Raw genomic sequence first — 21,520 nt, 5'->3', positions numbered from 1 at the left:
GCACCCGGGGCAGCGGGTGCGGCGTCGGGCAGCCGGATCAGCGACCGACGATCAATCCGTCACCGTCCGGCGAGACATTGACCTTCACCAGGTCGCCGTCGCCGACCTCACCGGCCAGCAATTCCTTGGCCAGCGAGTCGCCGATCGACTGCTGCACCAGCCGGCGCAGCGGGCGGGCGCCGTAGGCCGGGTCGTATCCGCGCACGGCCAGCCAGAACCGGGCCGAATCGCTGACGTCGAGCTTCAGCCGGCGCTGCGCCAGCCGCTTCTGCAGCTGGTCCAGCTGGATGTCGACGATGTACTGCAACTCCTCCTCGTCCAGCGCGTGGAACATCACCACGTCGTCCAGGCGGTTCAGGAACTCCGGTTTGAACGCCGAGCGCACGGCGTTCATCACGAAGTCCTGGTCGCCGCCCGCACCCAGGTTGGAGGTGAGGATGAGGATGGTGTTGCGGAAGTCGACCGTGCGGCCCTGGCCGTCGGTCAACCGGCCCTCGTCGAGCACCTGCAGCAGGATGTCGAACACGTCCGGGTGCGCCTTCTCGATCTCGTCGAACAGCACCACCGTGTAGGGCCGCCGCCGCACCGACTCGGTCAGCTGACCGCCCTGGTCGTAGCCGACGTAGCCGGGCGGGGCGCCGACCAGGCGAGCCACCGAATGCTTCTCGGAGTACTCGCTCATATCGATCCGGATCATGGCGCGCTCGTCGTCGAACAGGAAGTCCGCCAACGCCTTCGCCAGCTCCGTCTTGCCGACGCCGGTCGGGCCGACGAACATGAACGAGCCGGTCGGCCGGTTCGGGTCGGCGACGCCGGCACGCGCGCGGCGCACCGCATCCGACACCGCCTGGACGGCCTCTTTCTGCCCGATCACACGCTTCCCGAGCTCCTCCTCCATCCGCAGCAGCTTCTGGGTCTCGCCCTCGAGCATGCGGCCCACCGGAATTCCGGTCCAGGACGACACCACCTCGGCGATATCGTTCGGCCCGACCTCCTCCTGCAGCATGACCTCACCGTCGGCCGCCGTACCGGCCTTCTGCTCGGCCTGGTCGAGCTGCTTCTCCAGCTGCGGGATCCGGCCGTAGCGCAGCTCGGCGGCCTTGCCCAGATCGCCGTCGCGCTCGGCGCGCTCGGATTCGCCCTTCAGCGATTCGAGCTCCTCCTTGATGACGCGCACCGAGTCGATGGCCTGCTTCTCGTTCTGCCAGCGGGCCATCAGCTGGTTCAGCTTCTCGCGGTCGTCGGCGAGCTCGTGGCGCAACTTCTCCAGCCGCTGCTTGGAGGCCTCGTCGGTCTCCTTCTCGAGCGCCATCTCCTCGATCTCGAGGCGGCGCACGGCCCGCTCCACCTCGTCGATCTCCACGGGACGCGAATCGATCTCCATGCGCAGCCGCGAGGCCGACTCGTCGACCAGGTCGATCGCCTTGTCCGGCAGGAACCGCGAGGTGATGTAGCGGTCGGACAGCGTCGCGGCGGCGACCAGCGCGGAGTCGGTGATGCGCACGCCGTGGTGCACCTCGTAGCGCTCCTTGAGGCCGCGCAGGATGCCGATGGTGTCGCCCACCGACGGCTCGCCGACCAGCACCTGCTGGAAGCGGCGCTCCAGGGCGGCATCCTTCTCGATGTGCTGCCGGTACTCCTCGAGCGTGGTGGCGCCGACCAGCCGCAGCTCGCCGCGGGCGAGCATGGGCTTGATCATGTTGCCCGCGTCCATGGCCGACTCGCCGGTGGCGCCGGCGCCGACGATGGTGTGCAGCTCATCGATGAAGGTGATGATCTGCCCCGCGCTCTGCTTGATCTCCTCGAGCACGGCCTTGAGCCGCTCCTCGAATTCGCCGCGGTACTTCGCGCCGGCGACCATCGCGCCCAGGTCGAGGGCGACCAGCTTCTTGCCGCGCAATGATTCCGGGACGTCGCCGGCGACGATGCGCTGGGCCAGCCCCTCCACGATCGCGGTCTTGCCGACGCCGGGCTCGCCGATCAGCACCGGGTTGTTCTTGGTGCGCCGGCTCAGCACCTGCACGACGCGCCGGATCTCGGTGTCGCGGCCGATGACCGGGTCGAGCTTGCCGTCGCGGGCGGCGGCGGTGAGATCGGTGGAGTACTTCTCCAGCGCCTGGTAGGTGCCCTCCGGATCCTGCGAGGTCACCCGGGCGTTGCCGCGCACGGTGGTGAACGCCTCGCGCAGCGCGTCGGCGGTGGCGCCGTACTTCAGCAGCAGCTGCGAGACGTCGGAATCGCCGCCGGCCAGCCCGACCACCAGGTGCTCGGTGGAGACGTACTCGTCGCCGAGTTCGGTGGCCAGCTTCTGCGCCGCGGTGATCGCGGCCAGCGCCTCGCGGCCCAGTTGCGGTGAGGTGGTGGCGCCCGTCGCCCGGGGCAGCCGGTCGACGATGTCCTGGGCCTCGCGTCGCACCGTCGCCGGATCGACCGCGACGGCCTTCAGCAAGGGACCGGCGATGCCGTCGGTCTGATCCAGCAGCGCCACCAGCAAGTGCGCCGGACGAATCTCCGGGTTGCCCGCGGCCGAGGCCGCCTGGAGGGCGGCGGTCAGCGCCGCCTGGGTCTTGGTGGTGGGATTGAACGAGTCCACGTTCACCTTCCTACTAGTCGTTCTCGCGCGACGATGGGGTCCTTCGGCGCGGATCGGCGGTCCGAAGGACACCGGACCCGCACGGCCGCGGTCGTACGCTTCGATCTGTTCAACACCGAGCTGTTCACCGTCGATTTGTTCGCCGTCGATTTGTTCAACGCAGTAGAAGTTGAGTCTGTTCCGCTCAAGTTTGCGGCCTTTCCGGTGCTGCCGCAATACCCGTCCCGACACTGCTCAACGCTAGACCTCGAATAAGACCGACCGGCCTGAATTGCATCGCTATCCGGTATCGGCTGATTACGATGGCAGGCAGCTCAGCAGTACCGCCGCGAACGGCCGAGCCAGGCACGGCCGGGCCCGCCCGCACCGCCGGGAAGGCCCGCCAGGCACAGAACGGAGCAGCGATGCGCGCGATGGTGGTACCGGAGTTCGGCGGCACGCCCGAACCGGCCGATATGCCCACCCCTCAACCGGGCCCCGGCGATATTCAGATCCGGATCGAGGCCGCCGGGGTCAACCCACTCGATCGCAAGCTCGCCGACGGCATCCTGAAAGATTCGCTCCCCTACGACTTCCCGATGATTCCGGGCATCGACGGCGCCGGCACCGTCTCGGCCGTGGGCCCGGGCACCACGACCTTCTCGGTCGGCGATCGGGTGGTCGGCAAGTTCCTCGTCCCGCCGGTCGGGCACGGCACGTTCGCCGAGTACGTCACCGCGCCGGAGCACGACGCCATCCACATCCCCGACCCGCTCACCACCATCCAGGCCGCCGCGCTGCCCACCGCCGGGCTCACCGCCCAGGAGCTGTTCGACGCCGCCGGCGTCGCCGCCGGCCGGACGATCCTGATCAACGGCGCCGCGGGCGGTGTCGGATCGTTCCTCGTGCAGCTGGCCGCCACGGCCGGCGCGCACGTGATCACCACCGCGCGCCCGGACGACGCCGATCGGATGATCCGGCTCGGCGCGACCGAGGTGGTCGACTACACCGCGGCCCCGGTCGGCGATTCGGTCCACGCCACCCATCCGGACGGCATCGATGTGCTGTTCGATCTGGTTTCCCCGCCGCCACGCCTGGCCGATCTCGCCCGGCTCGTCCGCCCCGGCGGCATCGTCTACAGCACCGTCCGCGCCGCCGACGAATCCGGCCTGCGGGCCCGCGGCCTGCACGGCGGGAACTTCGAGTCGGCCGGTGGCGCACCGGAACTGCGGCATCTGCTGCTGCAGGCCGCCATGGGCGAGCTGGTGGTGCCGATCGAGGCGGTCCGGCCGCTGACCGACGCCCGGGACGCGCTCGGCGCGGGCGGTGCGCGCGGTAAGACGGTCCTGGTCATCTGACGATTCGGATCCCCACCGGCCGGATTCCGCGGCCCGGACCACTACTGTTACGAGTTTCGTCACCTGTAACCGTGGGTAATGCAATCCACCCATAACCGTGCGACCACGGCTTTTTGAGGGATACTTGACCGCGTAGGAACGCCGGTTCCCGGCGGTTCCGGCAGGTATTCGCAGAAAGGAAGCTCGACGTCGTGGATTCGCGTACGGCTGCGCTGGTCCGCGCCAACTTCCGGTCGGTGGTCGAGGCCCCGTCCGGTCCCGAACGGTTGGTCAGCGCGTTCTATGGCCATCTGTTCGCGGAGAACCCCCGGTTGCGTGAACTGTTCCCCCCGACGATGGATATGCAAGCCAAGCGGCTGACGACCGCCATCGGCTTCGTGCTCGACCACCTCGAGGACTGGGACCGGGCCCAGCGTTTCCTCGAACAGCTGGCCCGCGACCATCGCAAGTTCGGTGTCGAGGCGGCCCATTACGACCTGGCCGGCCGCGCCCTGGTCGCGGCGTTCCGCACCTACGACGGGCCCAGCTGGTCCCGGCAACTGGAGGAGGGCTGGCGCGACATCGCCATTCTGATCTCGGCCTCGATGGCCATCGGCGCCAATTCCGACAAGTCGCAACCGTATTGGGAGGCGACGGTGGTCGGGCACCGCCGCGTCCTCGACGATCTGGCCATCGTGCGGCTGCAGTCGGAGAGCCCGATCCCCTATCAGGCCGGCCAGTACGTCCCGGTCTCGATCCCGCAGCGCCCGAAGATGTGGCGCTATCTCTCGCCGGCCATCCCGACGAATCCGTACGGCGAGATCGAATTCCACGTCCGCAAGGTCCGCACCGGCTGGGTGAGTCCCGGGATCGTCAACGAGACCAAGGTCGGGGACAACTGGCTGATCGCCGGGCCGCTGGGCGGCCTGCACGTCGAGCACAACTCGGGCCGCGATGTGCTGATGATCGGCTCCGGCACCGGAATCGCCCCGCTGCGCGCCCAGCTGATCGAGATGGGCCGGCGCGGCACGAATCCGCGGGTGCACTTCTTCATCGGCGGCCGCTACCCGTGCGACCTGTACGACGTGGAGAACATGTGGCAGCTGTCGCTGAGCAATCCGTGGCTGACCGTAGTTCCGGTGTGCGAGAACGAATCCAACCCGTGGTGGCATCCGTATCCGCCGGCCGACCCGCCGTTCGGCATGCACCGGCGGCTGATCGGTAATCTGGGTGCCGTGATCGCCAGCATGGGCGCCTGGGCGGACCGGCAGATCCAGATCGCCGGATCGGCGAAGATGATCGCCGACACCCGACGCGCCCTGCTCGCCATCGGCACGCCCGAATGGGCGATCATGTCGGATCCGGTCTAGCACCGGCAGGTGAACGAGCTTCGGACGATAGAGGTAGCGCAGTGACTCTCGGCCCGGACGAGACCGGAGAGATCCGGCTCGATACCCCGACGGAGTGGACGTCCACGGTGGTCGGCCACCACCGGCTGCGCCACGACATCGCGGTGATCCGCCTGATCGGCGAGCACGTCCCGTTCTCGGCCGGGCAGTCGGTGGAGGTGCAGGTGCCGCAGCATCCGGGGCTGCGGCGGCGGTTGTCGCCGGCGCTGCCGCCCTCGCTGGACGGCAAGCTGGAATTCCATGTGCGGACGGTCCCCGGCGGCTGGTGCAGCGGCTCGATCGTGGCCGACACCCGCCCCGGCGACCAGTGGAGCATCACCGCGCCGGCCGGTTGGCTGAGCGTCGACGACTGGGCCACCGATGTCGTGATGATCGCCGGCGGAACGGGTCTGGCGCCGCTGCGCTCGCTGCTGCTGAACCTGTCCCACCGCCCCGAACCGCCGCGCACCCACCTGTTCGTCGGCGGCCGCTCCCCCCGCGACCTGTACGCCTCGGACATGCTGTTCCTGCTGGCCGGCGAATTGCCCTGGCTCACCGTGGTTCCGGTGGTGGAGAGCGCCGACGACCCGGGCTGGGCGGACCAATGGTACGAGAGCTGCCGCGTGGACGTCGGTTTCGACGTGAACGAGATGCTGGAGGGCACGCTCGCCGACGTGGTCGGCGATATGGGACCGCTGCCCGACCATCAGGTCCTGGTGTGCGGGTCGCCGGCCATGACCGTGGCGACGGTGGACCGGTTGATCCAAACCGGCACGCCCGCGGAAGTCATTCGCTACGAAGGGATCTGACTCCCGGACTCCCCCGACGAGAAAACGCCCCCGGGCTTCCCCGAGGGCGCTGCTCTACAGATCGGTATTCTACCGGACCGGTGCTCTACCGGATCGGATTCGGCACCTACCTGCGCTTGTTGCGCGGTTGCCACACCACCAGCGCGGTACTGCGTTGCGGGGGCGTGAGTTCCGGCCGGTAGCCGGCGCGCAGCCGCTCCACCTCCGCCGACAGCTCGCGAACCCGCTCCTGTAGCGCCTCGACCTGATTGGTGAGTTCGATGATCCGCTTGATGCCGGCCAGGTTGACGCCCTCGTCCTGGGACAGCCGCTGCACCTCGCGCAGCAGCTCCACGTCCCGGGTCGAGTAGCGCCGGCCGCCGCCCGAGGTGCGTTGCGGGGTGACCAGACCCAACCGGTCGTATGTGCGCAGGGTCTGCGCATGCATACCGGCCAGTTCGGCCGCCACCGAGATCATGAAGAACTCGGCGCGCTGGGTAGGGCCGTGGGCCGCCGAAACATCGGCATTCTTCGGATCGCCGTTCATCACGCACCTGCCCATCCGGCACGCGGGTCGAACCCGCTGACCTTCTCCGCCTCGGCGTAGCCCCGCAGCGCCTCGGACGCATTCTCGTCCAGCTTCTGCGGCACCGCGACCTTCACCGTGACGAGCAGGTCACCGGCACCGCCGCCGCGCTTGGGGACGCCGCGGCCACGCACCCGCAGGGTACGCCCGTCGGCCGTGCCCGGCGGGACCTTCACCCCGACCCGGCCCGTCAGCGTGGGCACCGAAACCGTTGTGCCCAGCACCAACTCGGCGTAGCTGACCGGCAGCACCAGGGTCAGGTCGTCGCCGTTGCGGCCGAAGACCTTGTCCTGGCTGACCTGCACGGTCACGTACAGGTCGCCCGCCGGGGCGCCGCGCAGGCCCGCCTCGCCCTGACCGGCCAGGCGAATCCGCTGACCGTCCCGGACGCCCGGCGGAATCCGCACGGTGATGGTCCGGGTCCGGTTCTGGATCCCGCTGCCGCGGCAGTCGGTGCACGGATCGTCGATGATCGACCCCGTGCCGCGGCAGTCGTCGCACGGCTCGCTGAATCCGAAGGCACCCTGGTTGCGGCTGATCACGCCGGTTCCGTTGCAGTGCGGGCAGACTCGCGGGCTGGTGCCCGGCTTGGCGCCGCTGCCGTGACAGGTCGTGCACGGCGACGGGCTGGTCATCCGCAGCGGAACCGTGACGCCCTGCGCGGCCTCGCGGAAGCCGAGGGTCGTCTCGGTCTCCACATCGCTGCCGCGCCGCGGCCGGGTCGAGGCCCGCTGGCCACCGGCACCGCGGTTGAACAGATCGCCCAGCAGGTCACCCAGGCCGGCGCCGCCCGCGGCCGACGCGCCGCCGAAGATGTCGCCCAGGTTGAACTCGTTGAAGCCGCCGCCCTGCCCGTATCCGCCACCGGGCGAGAATCCGCCGCGGCCGAAACCGCCGCCGCTGGCGAACAGCCGCCGGGCCTCGTCGTACTCCTTGCGCTTCTCCGGATCGGCCAGCACGGTGTGTGCCTCGCTGACCGCCTTGAACCGCTCCTCGGCCTTGGCATCCCCCGGATTCTTGTCCGGGTGCAGATCGCGGGCCAGCTTGCGGTAGGCCTTCTTGACCTCGTCCTGGGTGGCGCTGGAGGAAATACCCAGCTCTTTGTAGAAGTCCTTTTCCAGCCACTCCCGATTCACCGGGCATCTCCTCCTTTCCTGTTGTCGGCCGGCCCGGTGTGCGCCGGAGCCGGCTCCATCCGATGTCGCCTGAGCGGGGGCCCTACGTGGTAACGCAAGCTGCCGCCTCCGGGTCCCGACCGCCCAGGCTGGATCCGATGTCGCCTGAGCGGGGGGCCTGCGTGGCAACGCAAGCTGCCACCTGCGGGCCCCGGCCGCTCAGGCTGGTGAGTGTTACGCGATCCCGTCGGCATCGTTGCCAGCGTTCGCCGCATCCGGTGAGTCCACCAGATCTGCCACCCCGTCGGTGACTCCCACGAGCGCATGCCGCAGGATTCGATCACCGAAGCGGTAACCCTTGCGCATCACCACGCCGATCACCGGGTTGTGGCCCTCGCCCTCGTGCTGCACGGCCTCGTGCAGCGTCGGGTCGAAGGGCTCGCCCTCCGTGCCGAACTCCTCGAGACCCTGCTTGGTCAGCGCGTCGACGAGCTTGTCCGCCACCGACTTCAGTGGTCCGGACTCCAGATCGCCGTGCGCGCGGGCCCGGTCGAGATCGTCGAGCACGCCGAGCAGTTCGGTGACCACCGCGGCCTTCGCCGAATCGGTCGCCGTCTTCCGGTCGCGCTCGACGCGGCGCCGGTAGTTGGCGTACTCGGCGGTCAGCCGCTGCAGATCCGCGGTGCGCTCGGCCAGTTCCGCGCCGATCGTGTCGGCGAGGGCCTCGCCGTTGCCGGCCTGGGCTCCGGCGGCGGGGGCCGCGGCGCCTTCGGCCGCGGCCTCGCCCTGCGGAGCGGAGCCGGCCGCGTCACCCTCGAACGAGCCCGCGGCACGACCCTCGTAATCCGACGGATCGACCTTTCGCCTGTCCACGATGGTGATCGGCTCCTGTTCCGGGTTGTCCGTCACTTCTTCTCCGGCTCGTCCACGACCTCGGCGTCCACGACGGTGTCGTCGGTGTTCGAACCGGCGGTGTTCGAACCGGCGGAGCCCTCGGCCCCGTTGCCGGAGGCGGCGGCATCGGCCGCGGAGGCCTCGTAGATCGCCTGGCCCAGGGCCTGCGACTCGGCGGCCAGCTTCTCCACCGCGGCCTTGACGGCGGCGGTGTCGGTGCCCTTCAGCGCCTCCTTGGCCTCGCCGATGGCCGCCTCGACCTTGTCCTTCACGTCCGCGGGGACCTTGTCCTCGTTGTCCGCGATGAACTTCTCGGTCTGGTGCACCAGCGATTCGGCCTGGTTGCGGGTCTCCGCCTCCTCGCGGCGCGTCTTGTCCTCGGCCGCGTGCGCCTCGGCGTCCTTCACCATCCGGTCGATCTCCTCCTTGGACAGACCGGAGCCGTCCTGGATCTTGATCGTGTTCTCCTTACCGGTGCCCTTGTCCTTGGCGGTGACGTGCACGATGCCGTTGGCGTCGATGTCGAAGGTGACCTCGATCTGCGGCACGCCGCGCGGGGCCGGCGGAATACCGGTCAGCTCGAACGAGCCGAGCAGCTTGTTGTGCGAGGCGATCTCGCGCTCACCCTGGAAGACCTGGATCTGCACCGACGGCTGGTTGTCGTCGGCGGTGGTGAAGGTCTCCGACCGCTTGGTGGGGATGGTGGTGTTGCGCTCGATCAGCTTGGTCATCACGCCGCCCTTGGTCTCGATGCCCAGCGACAGCGGGGTCACATCGAGCAGCAGGACGTCCTTGACCTCGCCCTTCAGCACGCCGGCCTGCAGGGCGGCGCCGACGGCGACGACCTCGTCCGGGTTCACGCCCTTGTTGGGCTCCTTGCCGCCGGTCAGCTCGCGCACCAGATCGGTGACGGCGGGCATGCGGGTCGAACCACCCACCAGGACAACGTGATCGATGTCCTTCACCGCGATGCCGGCATCCTTTATCACCGACTGGAACGGCTGCCGGGTGCGGTCGAGCAGGTCGGACGTTATCCGCTGGAACTCCGCGCGGGACAGCTGCTCGTCCAGGAACAGCGGGTTCTTGTCCGCGTCGACGGTGATGTAGGGCAGGTTGATCGAGGTGGACTGACTCGAGCTCAGCTCGATCTTGGCCTTCTCGGCGGCCTCGCGCAGCCGCTGCATCGCCATCTTGTCCTTGGTCAGGTCGATGCTCGAGCTGTTCTTGAACTTCTCGACCAGCCAGTCGACGATCCGGTTGTCCCAGTCGTCGCCACCGAGGTGGTTGTCGCCGGAGGTGGCGCGGACCTCGACGACGCCCTCACCGATCTCCAGCAGCGAGACGTCGAAGGTGCCGCCACCGAGGTCGAAGACCAGGATGGTCTGTTCCTTCTCGCCCTTGTCCAGGCCGTAGGCGAGCGCGGCCGCGGTGGGCTCGTTGACGATGCGCAGGACGTTCATGCCCGCGATCTGGCCGGCCTCCTTGGTGGCCTGGCGCTGCGAGTCCTCGAAGTACGCCGGCACCGTGATGACCGCATCGGTGATCTCCTCACCGAGGTAGGACTCCGCGTCGCGCTTCAGCTTCATCAGCACGCGCGCGCGCTGATCTCCTGCGGGCTGTACTTCTTGTCGTCGATGGCGACGTTCCAGTCGTTCTCGCCCATGTGGCGCTTGACCGACCTGACCGTGCGATCGACGTTCGTGACGGCCTGGTTCTTCGCCGGCTGGCCGACCAGCACCTCGCCGTTCTTGGCGAACGCGACGATCGACGGGGTGGTGCGCGATCCTTCCGAGTTGGCGACGACGACCGGCTCACCACCTTCGAGAACGGCGATGACCGAGTTCGTGGTCCCGAGGTCGATACCGACCGCACGAGCCATTGTGTTCCTCCTGTACTCATTCGGTAGGAGCGGTTCCTACGCGGTCGCGCAGGCTGCCGCCTTCGGCTTGACCGCTCCTACCTGTGTTGATGTCCTGTGTGGGTGTGCAGGCGAACCTGCCGCGGTGGCGATCTCTTCGCCGGGCCGCAGGGACCTGGCCCCAACACCGCACGGAGCACGGTCCCAGCAACGCTGAGCGTGGTCGGCTCAATCCTGCCTGTCGACCACAGTCGAGTCAACCTCGAACTTGAGTCTGCCACGCTCAACCACTGCCTTGATCCGGACAACGAGCGGCGCGCGTCATCCATTCCCGGCCGGTGAAGTTTCTTCGAAGGCCGTCCCACTCGACCGGTCCGGGACCGGCTCAGCGACTCGCGCGGTAGACGCTCAGCGGCTCACCGGACGGGCTGATCGTCATATATCCGCTTCCGGCCGCGCCCTTGGTGTAGATCGACAGCACCGGACCCTCGTCGGGCAGGTCCGTCGAGCGCTGGACGATGAGGTAGGTGACGGCGCCGCCCGGGGCGCCGACGGTCTGCGGCGCACCGGCCAGATAACGCGCCAGCAGGGGCACGTCGATCGCGCCGAGATCGAAGGGCCGCACGTCCGGATCGCGGTCGGTCACCGACGAGTCGGCGAATTCCCCACGGTAGGAGAAACGTCCGGTGCCACCCTCGGCCGCGCGTTCGAACGAGGCGTGCTCCGGATGCAGGGTCAGTTCGTCGACCATCAGGTCACCGAAGTGCGCGCGGTAGTCGGCGAGGAACGTCTCGATGCCGCGCGCCGTGGTCAGGTCGGGCAGATCCGAGCCGGATGATCCGGGCCGATCGGTGGCCACCACCCCGGCCAGCGCGCCGACCGCCGCCGCGGCGGCCACGGCGGCGCCGGCGAGCACCCACCGGCGCGACCGCTGCCGCCGCCGCGGGTTCACCACCGCGCTCCGGACCAGGTTGCGGGGGATCTGCAGGTCGGCTACCAGCGCATCGAGATCGCCGAAGGTCTTGGCGCGCAACGCCGCGGCCGTTCGCTCGCCGTGCTCGTCCGCCGTGAGCTGGCCGTCGTCGCGGGCGGTATCGAGGAGGGCGCAGGCGTCCACCCGGTCCGCGTCCCGCACCCGCAGGCCGCTGTTGCGCGCCGGGCTCACGGCGTCACCTCGCCGCGATCCGACGCCTGGGCGTGCCGTCCGGATGATTCACTCGGATACCTACTCACTGTCGCCGGCTATCCGCCGAACGGGGAAACCCGCACCATGTCGCCGGCCGGGGTGGTCTCCAGGTAGCCGCTCTCGTCGAAGCTGTTGCCGGCATAAATGGAGATCTGCGGGGCGTGCGAAATGGTGTCGGTCTCGAAACTCACGTGCGATACCGCGCCGCCCTCGACCCGCAGCAGCCCCGGCGCCTCGGCCAGCAGCCTGCCGAGCACCGCCGGGTCCACCGCGGCGAGGTCGAAGGTCGCGGTGCCGACCGGGCGCGTGGTCGGATCGCCGCTCGGCATGAAACCACCCCGGTAGTCCCAGCGGACCACCCGATTCGGCTGACCCGCCGGGGCCGCCTCCACCAGGGCGTAACCCGGGAACAGGGTCAGTTCGTCGACGACGGTGCCGCCGAACTTCGCCCGGTACCGCTCCCGGACCAGCGCGAAGCCGTCGGCGGTGGTGAGTTCGGGCATCGGCACCACCAGCGGCTGGACCTGCGCGGGCTCCGCGCCGAGCGCGACGTCCGGCGTGGCCGCCGATCGATGCGTTGCCGAGAAGCCCGCGACCGCGGCGCACACCACAACCACGGCCGCACCGGCCGCGAACCAGCCCCGCCGCGACCGCGGACGCCGCGGTTCGGCGGGCGCGCCGACCGGACGTTGCAGGTCGCCGGTCAGGTCGGCCAGATCGCCCAGAGTCTTTGCCGCCCCGGCCAATTCGGTCAGGGTGCGATGGTCGTCCACGGACAGCTGACCGTCGCCGAGCGCGGCGTCCAGGATCACGCACGCGGCCGCGCGGTCCTCGTCCCGGGCCCGGACCCCGGCCGGATACTCACCGCGGTGCCGGGTCCGGAGCGACTCCGGCCGCGGCAGCCCGAGATCGGCGGACCCCGGCGACGCTTGCAGGTCGGCCACCAGGGAATGCAACTGCGCCAGCGTCTCCGCGGCCGCGGCGCGGCCGGACCGATCGTGATACTCGTCGGCGCCGAGCTGACCCTCCTCATAGGCGATATCCAGCCGGGCACGCGTATTCACCCGGTCGACATCGCGGGCTCGAATTCGTCCCGCCGAGTACCCCGACGATCCGGACGATTTCGACACCACACCCGGATAGTAATACGCGCAGCGCACAGCGGATCACGCCGTGTCGCACAGCCGCGCCAGGCCACCGGCCGCGTCCCGGATCAGCGGCCGTGACATACCCCGCCGACGACCACCGCGCCACTGGTCATCGAGGCGGCACCGACGCGTTCGGCGGCCGCCCCGCGTACCGGGCCACAGTCCTGTCGGCAGCCCGGTCCGCATCGACGGCTCAGTGCGTGGCCGCGGCGACCTCGTCGGCCAGGTCCGGGTCGAGGCTGATCCGCACCAGGGCCGCGGCCAGCTCGGCGTCGTGGCCTCGGGAGCCGAGGCGATCGAGAGCCTTCGGGTCGGTGGGCAGGTGCAGCTTCTCGGCGCCCTTACGGGCGCGCTCGTCGAAGTGCGGGCGCACCCAGGTCCAGACGTCCTGGACCTCCCGCAGGAAGATGTCGGCGCCGACCGGGCCGATGCCGTTGAACTGTTTCAGCAGTTCGGCGAGGCGGCTCGGATCGTGATCGGCTTCCTCGGCCAGCTTGCGCAGGTCGCCGTGGTATTTGTCCAGCAGCAGCGACGCGTTGACGCCGAGCCGGGTGGCCGTGGACTCGTCGTAGCGCTTGTAGTGGGCGCGGCCGAGAGCATCGACCAGCTCCTGCCAGTCGGCATCGGCGACCTTGCGCGGAGTGGTGTAGCCGGAGCGGATCAACTCCTTCGCCGCCGCCACCGCGATCTCCGCCGAGATCCGCGTGCTCAGCAGCTTGGCCAGCATGAGCAACTGGAACAGCGGGGCGGGCTGATCCGCCAGCTTGATCCCGGCCTCGGAGGCATAGCTGGTCCCCGCGCGTTCGAGCAGCGCACGCACGACGTCGCCATTGTCGCCATCGCCTCGACTCATCTGATCGCCTCGACTCATCTCATTGCCTCGACTCATCTCGCACCGCCTTTCGACAGCTTCGCCGTACCTGGACGACAGATTCGTCGTACCCCGAGCGGCGCGAGCTACACGGAGACCGCACCGCCGCGATCAGCCGACATCTCCCGCACCGAGCGCCGACACCACGTCCGGCATCAGCACGACGGGCCGGACGCCCGCGTGAAACCGGGTGGACGCGGAGCGTTCGGCCGCGCCGAAGTTCCGGACGCGCGGCCGTGGCCAGGGGTATCGTGCGGGCATGAAGGCGGTGGTCTGTTCCGGGGGCGAGCTCGAGGTCGCCGACGTCGCGGCGCCGCGGCCGGGGCGCGGGCAGTTGGTGATCGATGTGCGGCGGTGCGGGATCTGCGGCTCCGACCTGCACGCCCGGGTGCACTGCGACGAACTCGCGGACCTGGCCGCGGCCACGGGGTACGGCAACTTCATGCGGTCGGAGCAGCGGGTCGTGCTCGGGCACGAATTCTGCGGGGAGGTAGCCGAATACGGGCCGGGATGCCGCAAGCGGTGGCGGGGCGGCACGCCCGTGGTGGCGCTGCCGGTCCTGCGCCACGGGCGGCAACCGGAGCTGACGGGTCTGTCGGCGGCGGCGCCCGGCGGGTACGCCGAACAGGTCGTGGTGCAGGAGTCGATGACCTTCCCGGTGCCGAACGGGTTGCCGGCCGAGCACGCCGCGCTCACCGAGCCGATGGCGGTGGCCTGGCACGCGGTACGAAAAGGCCGGATCGGCAAGCGGCAGAACGCGTTCGTGATCGGCTGCGGCCCGATCGGGCTCGCGGTGATCAGCCTGCTGCGGGCCGCCGGGGTGACATCGATTGTGGCCAGTGATCTCTCGCCGCGCCGCCGGGAACTCGCCGCCCGGTGCGGCGCCGACGTCGTCGTCGATCCCGCCGCCGCATCACCGTGGGACGCCGCGCCGCGCAAGAGCCGCGTCACCGGCGCGGCCGACCTGCTGAATCTGGGCTTCGACGCGATGGAACGGCTGCGGCGGCTGCCGAACCTACCGTGGTGGTACCTGTTCCGGCTGGCGCACACACTGAACGCGGCGCCGGGCGGGCCGGTGATCTTCGAATGCGTCGGCGTTCCCGGGATCATCGATCAGATCGTCGCGGCCGCCCCGCCGATGTCTCGCGTCGTGGTGGTCGGCGTCTGCATGGAGGCCGATCGGATCCATCCGGCCATGGCGGTCAACAAGGAGATCGAACTGCGCTTCGCCTTCGGTTACGACCCGGGCGAGTTCCGCGACACCCTGCACATGATCGCCGACGGCAAGATCGACCCCGCCCCGCTGATCACCGGCACGGTCGGCCTGGACGGCGTGCGCGACGCCTTCGCCGCGCTCGGCGACCCGGAGGAGCACGCCAAGATCCTCATCGATCCCGCCGGTACCGGCGGGATCTGATACGCCGAACAGCCGCGAGACATCGATGCGCGACCAGACGGTCGCCGCGCGGAACGTGGCCGGCGCGGCATCCTCCTCGGCGTTGTCCCCGGGACTCGCGGCGAGGAGCGCCCCGAGCCTCCACCCGTCGGTGAACTGCGTGGATTCGGCCACCACCGGCACCAGGGCGGCGACATCCTCCTGGGTCACCGCCAGGCCCGCCGCAGCCAGCGCCCGGGCCGGATCGGCGCAGTACGCCGCGGCGACCTCGTCATCGCGCAGCAGGCCCAGGACGAACTCGGCAATCGCGTTGGGGCTCATCACCATCTCCGGAATCGGCGGGCCTCGCGGTCCGCGGCGGTCGGGTTGCCTGCACGCTAGGAACCCGACCGGAACGCCGTAACGGGGCGAAACCCCCTCCTCTCCACCGCGGCGACGATGGGGAGACGACCGAATTAGGGGAAATTCCCGCAGTTGCGACAAGACGAGTAACGACGAACCCCCAGCAACCGACAGCCCCGTTAGGTCGAGGACAACCGTGCGAACCGGTGCCGACACCGACCTACACGTTCCACCTCGCGTTTCGAACGACAGGGGTTCTCGCATGACTCAGAGCCTGACGCTCGGCACCACCGTCGGGTCGTCCGACGCGATCGCTGTGCCGATGCCGGGTGGACCGGATTCCACTCTCCACCTCACGGACAGCGCGCCGACCGGGCGTCCCGGCACAGAGATGGTCGGGTTCGGTGGCGACTGAAACAGCGATCGCGTACGAATCGCTGCCGGGAATTCGGGAATTGTTCCGTGAGCTGGATTCGGCAGGTCCGGATCCGCTCGTCCAGCTGATCCGGGGCCGCTCCGGGACGGGGAAGTCGACGCTGCTGGCGGCGATCCGGAGCAGGCTGCGCGGGCGCGGCATCGGCACGTCCGGCGGCGTCATCGGCACGTTCGACAGCATCGCGGAGAGCGCCGATCCACGGTCGCCGCTGATCGTCGACGACGCGCACACCCTGCCCCCGGACGAGCTGGCGAAGCTCTGCGCGGCCGTCGAATCCGGTTGCCGCACAGTGATTATCGCCACCCAGCCGCGGCCGCACGTGCCGGCCCTGCGTGCCCTCACCGACGCGGTGGCGCGACACGGCCGGGTCATCGAACAGCGGCCGCTGGGCGTGACCGATATCGCCCCGTTCGCGCGGGAACTGGGCATGATGGTGCCGCGGCCCGTCGCACAGCACATCCACGAGCGCACCGCCGGCATCCACGGCGGCGTGCTGGCCGCGCTGTCGGCGGCCTCCACCACCCGCCTGGACGCGGGCTTCGAGGCGGTCGATGCGGCCGTGACGACGTGGGCGCGGGCCCTGCTCGACGACACCGGGCACGACCTGCTGGACGCGTTCGTCATCGCGGCCACCGGCGCCGGCCTGGACCCCACCGAGCTCACCGAGGTGCTGGACACGACCGACGCCGCCGCCGTCGACCTCATCGATCGAGCCCGCGCGAGCGCCCTGGTGACCGACGCCGACCTGCTGCTCGCCCCGGCGGTGGCCCCGCTGCGCACGCTGGTGGGCGATCGCCGCTTCCTGATGGTGCTGCGGCGGCTGCTGCAATCCCGGCTGGCCGCCGGTCTGCTGCGCGACAACACCGCGCTGCTGCTGGCCGAGTCCGGCGTGCGCGATCCGAGACTGGCCGAATTCCTGTGCGCCGCAGCCGAAAAGGCGGGCGGCGACGCCGTCCGCTACTACCGCGCGGCCGCCGCCGGCGGCACCGGGACGGGATGGCAGCCGGCACCGGCGATGACGGTCCGCTGGGCCGAGGCCGCCGCCCGGCTCGGCGACGGCGACCGGGCCCTGCGCCTGACCGAACCGATCCTGGCCGCCGCCGACAGCCCGGTGCCCGAGCTGGCCGCGGCCGTGCGCGTCTGTGCCGGCGTGTGGACCCGGCGCGGCCTGGTGTCCCGGGCCGCCCAGCTGTATTCGTGGCTCGGCCCGCATCGCGTCGGCGCGGACTGGGCCGTCGGGGCCACCGTGTTCTACCTGGCCGGCGATGTGGAGTCGGCCGCCGCGATGTCCGCGTCGGCGGCGCTGTGGCCCCCGACCGAGACCACCACGCGCGCGAGCGTGATCTCCTCCGCCCTGGCCCGATCCCTCGGCCTCCCGGACCACACGAAGTCCGGCGCGAACGGGTCCCGATCGCCGTCCGCACCGGACGGATCGGCCGCCCACGGCACCGGCGATCCGGCAGCAGTCCGCGATCCGGCGGCACTGCGCGACTCAGCGGCACTGCACGATTCAGCGGCAGTGCGCACCGAGCCCGACGAACTCCCCGTCGCGGACCCGGCGGCACCGGCGTCCGGCGACGATTTCACGCCGGTCCGCACCCCGTCCGAACCGGTTGTCCCCGAACGTAATTCGGTCCTGTCGGCGGCCTCGGAACTGATCCGGGCGTCCCGCGCCGATATCGCGGTGGCCGGCGCCGATCGCTTCCTGCCGTGCGCCGCGGTATCGATCGCCACGCTGCTGTGCCTGAGCATGGGCGAACCGCGCCGCGCCGCCGACGCCCTGCGCTCCTCGGCGCCCCGCCCGGAACCGTCCGGGGCAACGCGCATCACCGCACCGAACCGCGCACCGGCCCAGGCCCACGACCCGCACCTGCTGGTGCTGTCGGCGTGGACCTCGATGCTCGGCGGCGACGAGCAGTCGGCCGCGCAGATCGTCGCGGCGCTGGATTTCGACGCGCTCCCCGTTCGCGACCGGTTGCTCGCGCACGGCGTCCGGGTCGGGCTGGCCCGGCGCGGCGGCGACCGGTCCGCGCTGACGCCGGCCTGGCAGGCGGCCTACCCGCTGTTCGACGAGGTAGGCGCCGACCTGCTGACGCTGCTGCCGATCGGCGAGCTGTGGCTGGCCGGAATCAGGCTGCGCGACGAGAGCCGGGTGACGCCGCTGGTGGATGCCGCCCGAACGCTGCTGCACCGCCTGGGCGATCCACCGGCCTGGGCGAACGCCTTCCACTGGTACGCGGTCCAGGCGGCGATCGCGCGCGAGAGCCCCGACGAATTACTGCTTCCCGCACAGCGATTACGGGCGGCGGCGCGGACCGGCGATGCGCACGCCGCGGCGCTGGCCGACGCGGGACGCACCTGGGTGCTGATCCTGCGCGGCCGGGTCGCCCCGGATGAGGTGTCCGCCGCGGTGCGCCGCCTGGCCGGTATCGGCATGGTCTGGGACGCCGCCCGGCTGGCCGGCGAGGCGGCGCTGGCCATCGACGATTCGGACGCCGCCACCGCCCTGCTGAAGCTGGCCCGCACCATTCGCACCGAGGCCCGGCCGCTCGAACTGCCGATCCGTCCGCCCGAACCCGCACACGCCCCTCGGCCCGATCCGGCGGCCGGCAGCGACATCCTCAGCGAACGCGAACGCGAGGTCGCCGAACTGGTCCTTCTCGGGCTCACCTATCGGGAAATCGGCGCTCGGCTGTACATCTCGGCGAAGACGGTGGAGCATCATGTCGCGCGGATCCGGCGTCGGATCGGAGCCGGGTCGCGCTCGGAGTTATTGTCGATGCTCCGCGCCATGGGCCACGGCTCGCTGCTCGTGTGATACCTCTCGGTGCGGGAGCGGCGCACCGAGACACCGAAGCGAGGTAGAAGAGGATGGCCACAGGGGTCGGCCTGCGCATCGCGGATGACGAGTGCATCGCGGCGGTCGTCGCCGACACCGGTGAGCCGGACAGCGACACGCCCGAACCCCACTTCATCGTCCGCGAGTCGGTCCTGCACATGTCCGACGACGGCGATGCCGCACTGGGCGGCGCCCCGCCCTCGGGCCACTCCCATTCGATCACCGGATTCTTCGCGGCGGTCGGCGACCCGTCCGGCATCTCGGTCGACGACGGCCCGGCCTACCGCGCCGAGGACCTGGTCGCGACCGCGCTGTTCTGCCTGATCAACCTGGCCGCCGACCATCTCGCCGGCCCCGCCGAGTTCTACGCCGCGCACCCGGCGGACTGGCCGGCCGAGCAGGTGAGCGCCCTGCGCGACGCCCTCGACTACCTCGGCCTGCGTTCGGTGGCGCTGGTCGGCGAGGACGAACTGGCCGACGGGTCCGACGGTCGCGGCTACGCCCGGCACGCCGCGAACGCCGCACTGGCGGCCGTGCTCGCCACCCCGGCCGGCGCCACCCCGCCGGATCCCAGCCACACCGAGAACGCGCTGATCGTCACTGACGTCCTGCCCGCCCTGCCGACCAGCGAACCGACGGCGCAGGCCTACTCCGAGGCGATGCCGGTGGCCTACTCGACGGCCGCGGCCGCGGTCACGCCGGCCGCCGAACCGGCGACCCCCACCACGGTCGCGCCCACCCCGGTGCCGGCCCCCGAACCCGCCCGCGCCCGGCGCACGCCGCTGCTGATCGCCGCGGCCGCCGTGCTCGGCCTGATATTCGGCGGCGTCATCGTGGCGCTGATGCTGCGCGACGACGAGGCCACACCGGCCCCACCGCTACCCAACGCGCGATCCGAACCGGCACCGACGTCCGCCGCTCCGCCGCCGGCGCCGGTCTTCGTGGCCCCGGAACCGACGATCGTCGAACCGGAACCCGTACCCGACACCGAGATTCCCGAAACGACTCCCCCGCCGCCCCCGGCCACCACCGCGGCGCCGCCGCCTCCGCCGCCGTCGTCGACCACCACGACGCCGCGCCGGACACCACGGACCACGCCCCGCCGGACCCCCACGACCGTCGTTCCCTACCTGCCGTTCCCGGAGTGGTTGCCGACTCCGTCGATGGGCTACGGGATTCCGTGATCATTTCGTAGCGAATTCGGCGCATTTGTGCCCTAAAGTGAAGCGCTGACCCGAGTCACCCGGTCTCCGACCGGGCGGCCGGTATGCTGCCGAACGAGGGCCGTTGCCGCACAACGGTTTAACGCCCACTGATTCACCTGGCACAACGGTGCCTGACGAAGGGACTTCATGCGCAAGTTGCCGGCGCGGCGCGCCACGGTCAAAGCTGCCGCGATCGCGTTCGTCTCGACCGTCCTCGTTACGCCCTGGCTGGGTTCGGCGCCCGCGCTGGCCGACCCGGCTCCGGATACCGTGCAGCTCAACGCCGATCAACTGCCGCCGCAGATGGCCGAGGCCATCACCCGCGACCTGAAGATGAGCCCGGCCGAATACCTCGACCGCGCCGCCCGCGCCCAGCAGCTGCGCGACTACGCGCGCGAATTCCGTTCCGAGCGCCCCGACGAATTCGCCGGCGCCTGGATGAATCCCGACGGCAAGCCGATCATGGCGGTCACCTCGCCGGAAGCCGCGAACGCCGTCACCTCCGCCGGCTACCAGACCCGCCTGGCGCCGATCTCCGCGAACAACCTGGAGACCTCCCTCGACCAGCTCATCGGCTGGATCAACGGCCTGCCGCGCGAGATCGCCACGGCCATCAACTCGGTCGCCGTCGACGCCCTGAACAACCAGCTGGTGCTCAACGTCGCCAACACCCCGGCCGGCCACCTGCTGAACCTGCCGACGCTGATCGCCAACATCAAGGTGGTGCTGTCCCCCAACGGCGGCGGACCGGTCGAGCGCCGGCCGATGGGCGGCGACACCTACATCAGCGCGGCGACCGCGCTCGACGACGCCGAATTGAAGACCGTGGACGTCTGCTCGTTCGGCTTCAACAGCACCGACGCCGCCGGCAACGCGTTGAATATCAGTGCGGGACATTGCGATCCGAACCTGGACAAGGGCGACGGCAAGGCCGACGTGTACCTGCCCGACGTGCGCAACCTCAAGGCCAGCCCGAAGCTCGGCACGTTCGTGCGCGCCAATGTCGGCGGCAACAGCGGCCTGGACTACTCGGTGATCCAGCTGAGCGATCAGGCGGTCCGGGCCGGCATGGACCAGCCGTCGGTGCGCGGCGCCAACGGCACCACCCTCAACCTGACCGGCACCGCCGAACCGGTGGTGGGCGCGCCGATCTGCAAGTCCGGCCAATCCTCCACGTTCACCTGCGGTTTCGTCGTCGCCGACCGGGTCGAGACGCAGTTGTTCACCGCAGAGGGCGAATCCAAGACCGTCCGCGGCTTCGCCAGCTCGGCCTGCACACTGGGCGGCGACAGCGGCGGCGCGATCGTGTCCGGCACGCTGGCCCTCGGGATCACCAGCGGATCGAATGCGGCCGACGCACCGAACTGCGGCGAGGCCAACGTCGGGCTCGCCGGCTACGGCGGCACCGCGACGCTCGGCATTCCGATCCGAGCGATCCTCGACGACATCAACGCCGACTCCGGCGGCGGAGTCGGCTCCGGAATCTCGGTGCGCACCCGCCCGAATGCCGGGTGAACGCCGCCACCCCGAATCCACCTGTCGCGTAACACCCGGACGCC

Annotated in this window: 15 protein-coding genes and 2 pseudogenes; 7 read left to right on the top strand and 10 right to left on the bottom strand. The window is 70.4% G+C overall.

The annotated features are described in order from the left end of the window. Nucleotides 1-37: 37 nt before the first annotated feature. The gene (gene clpB / locus D892_RS0113435) at nt 38-2,593 is read right to left on the bottom strand and encodes an ATP-dependent chaperone ClpB (RefSeq protein ID WP_024801728.1); all 2,556 of its coding nucleotides are present in this window, start codon (nt 2,591-2,593) and stop codon (nt 38-40) included. Nucleotides 2,594-2,997: 404 nt separating this feature from the next. On the opposite strand from clpB, the gene D892_RS0113425 reads away from it, so the two are divergent. The 3 genes from D892_RS0113425 (at nt 2,998) to D892_RS0113415 (ending at nt 6,106) form a co-directional block, all read left to right on the top strand. Next, nucleotides 2,998-3,930: an NADP-dependent oxidoreductase gene (locus D892_RS0113425; protein WP_024801726.1), complete on the top strand. Its 933-nt coding sequence runs from the start codon at nt 2,998-3,000 to the stop codon at nt 3,928-3,930. A 191-nt stretch (nt 3,931-4,121) separates the two neighbouring features. Next, nucleotides 4,122-5,279 carry an FAD-binding oxidoreductase gene (locus tag D892_RS0113420; RefSeq protein WP_024801725.1) on the top strand — a complete coding sequence of 386 codons (1,158 nt, stop codon included), beginning with the start codon at nt 4,122-4,124 and terminating at the stop codon, nt 5,277-5,279. 41 nt (nt 5,280-5,320) lie between these two features. Continuing rightward, the gene (locus tag D892_RS0113415) at nt 5,321-6,106 is read left to right on the top strand and encodes an FAD-binding oxidoreductase (RefSeq protein ID WP_024801724.1); all 786 of its coding nucleotides are present in this window, start codon (nt 5,321-5,323) and stop codon (nt 6,104-6,106) included. Between the two features lie 106 nt (nt 6,107-6,212). On the opposite strand, the gene D892_RS0113410 is transcribed toward D892_RS0113415, so the two are convergent. The 8 genes and pseudogenes from D892_RS0113410 to D892_RS46640 all read right to left on the bottom strand — a co-directional run bounded on the left by D892_RS0113410 (nt 6,213) and on the right by D892_RS46640 (nt 14,004). Beyond that, nucleotides 6,213-6,632, bottom strand: coding sequence for a heat shock protein transcriptional repressor HspR (locus tag D892_RS0113410; protein ID WP_036567012.1), 420 nt, complete (start codon nt 6,630-6,632; stop codon nt 6,213-6,215). Continuing rightward, a complete protein-coding gene (gene dnaJ / locus D892_RS0113405) occupies nt 6,632-7,807 on the bottom strand; it encodes a molecular chaperone DnaJ (protein WP_024801722.1) in 1,176 nt (391 codons plus the stop codon). The genes D892_RS0113410 and dnaJ overlap by 1 nt, the downstream gene beginning before the upstream one ends. Before the next feature lie 213 nt (nt 7,808-8,020). Next, nucleotides 8,021-8,695: a nucleotide exchange factor GrpE gene (gene grpE / locus D892_RS0113400; protein WP_024801721.1), complete on the bottom strand. Its 675-nt coding sequence runs from the start codon at nt 8,693-8,695 to the stop codon at nt 8,021-8,023. After that, nucleotides 8,692-10,559, bottom strand: a pseudogene (gene dnaK, locus D892_RS41115) (molecular chaperone DnaK). The gene grpE and the pseudogene dnaK overlap by 4 nt, the downstream one beginning before the upstream one ends. A gap of 364 nt (nt 10,560-10,923) precedes the next feature. Next, entirely contained in the window at nt 10,924-11,703 is a 780-nt protein-coding gene (locus D892_RS0113390) for a DUF1707 domain-containing protein (RefSeq protein ID WP_024801720.1), read from the bottom strand. Nucleotides 11,704-11,780: 77 nt separating this feature from the next. After that, complete coding sequence (locus D892_RS49380) at nt 11,781-12,857, bottom strand: DUF1707 domain-containing protein (RefSeq protein WP_198036891.1); 1,077 nt, start codon at nt 12,855-12,857, stop codon at nt 11,781-11,783. A 208-nt stretch (nt 12,858-13,065) separates the two neighbouring features. Beyond that, the gene (locus tag D892_RS0113380; protein WP_024801718.1) at nt 13,066-13,725 is read right to left on the bottom strand and encodes an endonuclease; all 660 of its coding nucleotides are present in this window, start codon (nt 13,723-13,725) and stop codon (nt 13,066-13,068) included. Nucleotides 13,726-13,854: 129 nt separating this feature from the next. Next, nucleotides 13,855-14,004 (bottom strand): hypothetical protein, encoded by a 150-nt coding sequence (locus tag D892_RS46640; RefSeq protein ID WP_156959500.1) that lies wholly within the window; start codon nt 14,002-14,004, stop codon nt 13,855-13,857. Here D892_RS46640 and D892_RS0113370 point away from each other — a divergent pair. Beyond that, complete coding sequence (locus D892_RS0113370) at nt 14,003-15,160, top strand: zinc-binding dehydrogenase (protein WP_024801717.1); 1,158 nt, start codon at nt 14,003-14,005, stop codon at nt 15,158-15,160. The genes D892_RS46640 and D892_RS0113370 overlap by 2 nt on opposite strands. 156 nt (nt 15,161-15,316) lie before the next feature. On the opposite strand, the pseudogene D892_RS48495 reads toward D892_RS0113370, so the two are convergent. Beyond that, a pseudogene (locus D892_RS48495) lies at nt 15,317-15,460 on the bottom strand (IniB N-terminal domain-containing protein); the annotation flags it as partial. Nucleotides 15,461-15,885: 425 nt separating this feature from the next. Between D892_RS48495 and D892_RS0113360 the strand changes: the two are divergent. From D892_RS0113360 to D892_RS0113350, 3 genes are all read left to right on the top strand, one after another. Continuing rightward, complete coding sequence (locus D892_RS0113360; protein ID WP_024801716.1) at nt 15,886-18,735, top strand: LuxR C-terminal-related transcriptional regulator; 2,850 nt, start codon at nt 15,886-15,888, stop codon at nt 18,733-18,735. 53 nt (nt 18,736-18,788) lie between these two features. Further along, on the top strand, nt 18,789-19,940 hold the full coding sequence (locus tag D892_RS0113355; protein ID WP_024801715.1) for a hypothetical protein: 1,152 nt from the start codon (nt 18,789-18,791) through the stop codon (nt 19,938-19,940). A 168-nt stretch (nt 19,941-20,108) separates the two neighbouring features. Continuing rightward, on the top strand, nt 20,109-21,476 hold the full coding sequence (locus D892_RS0113350) for a S1 family peptidase (protein ID WP_024801714.1): 1,368 nt from the start codon (nt 20,109-20,111) through the stop codon (nt 21,474-21,476). The last annotated feature ends 44 nt before the right edge of the window (nt 21,477-21,520 follow it).

This window comes from Nocardia sp. BMG51109 (assembly GCF_000526215.1).
Taxonomy (GTDB): domain Bacteria; phylum Actinomycetota; class Actinomycetes; order Mycobacteriales; family Mycobacteriaceae; genus Nocardia.
This window is presented reverse-complemented; position numbering and strand designations above follow the sequence as displayed.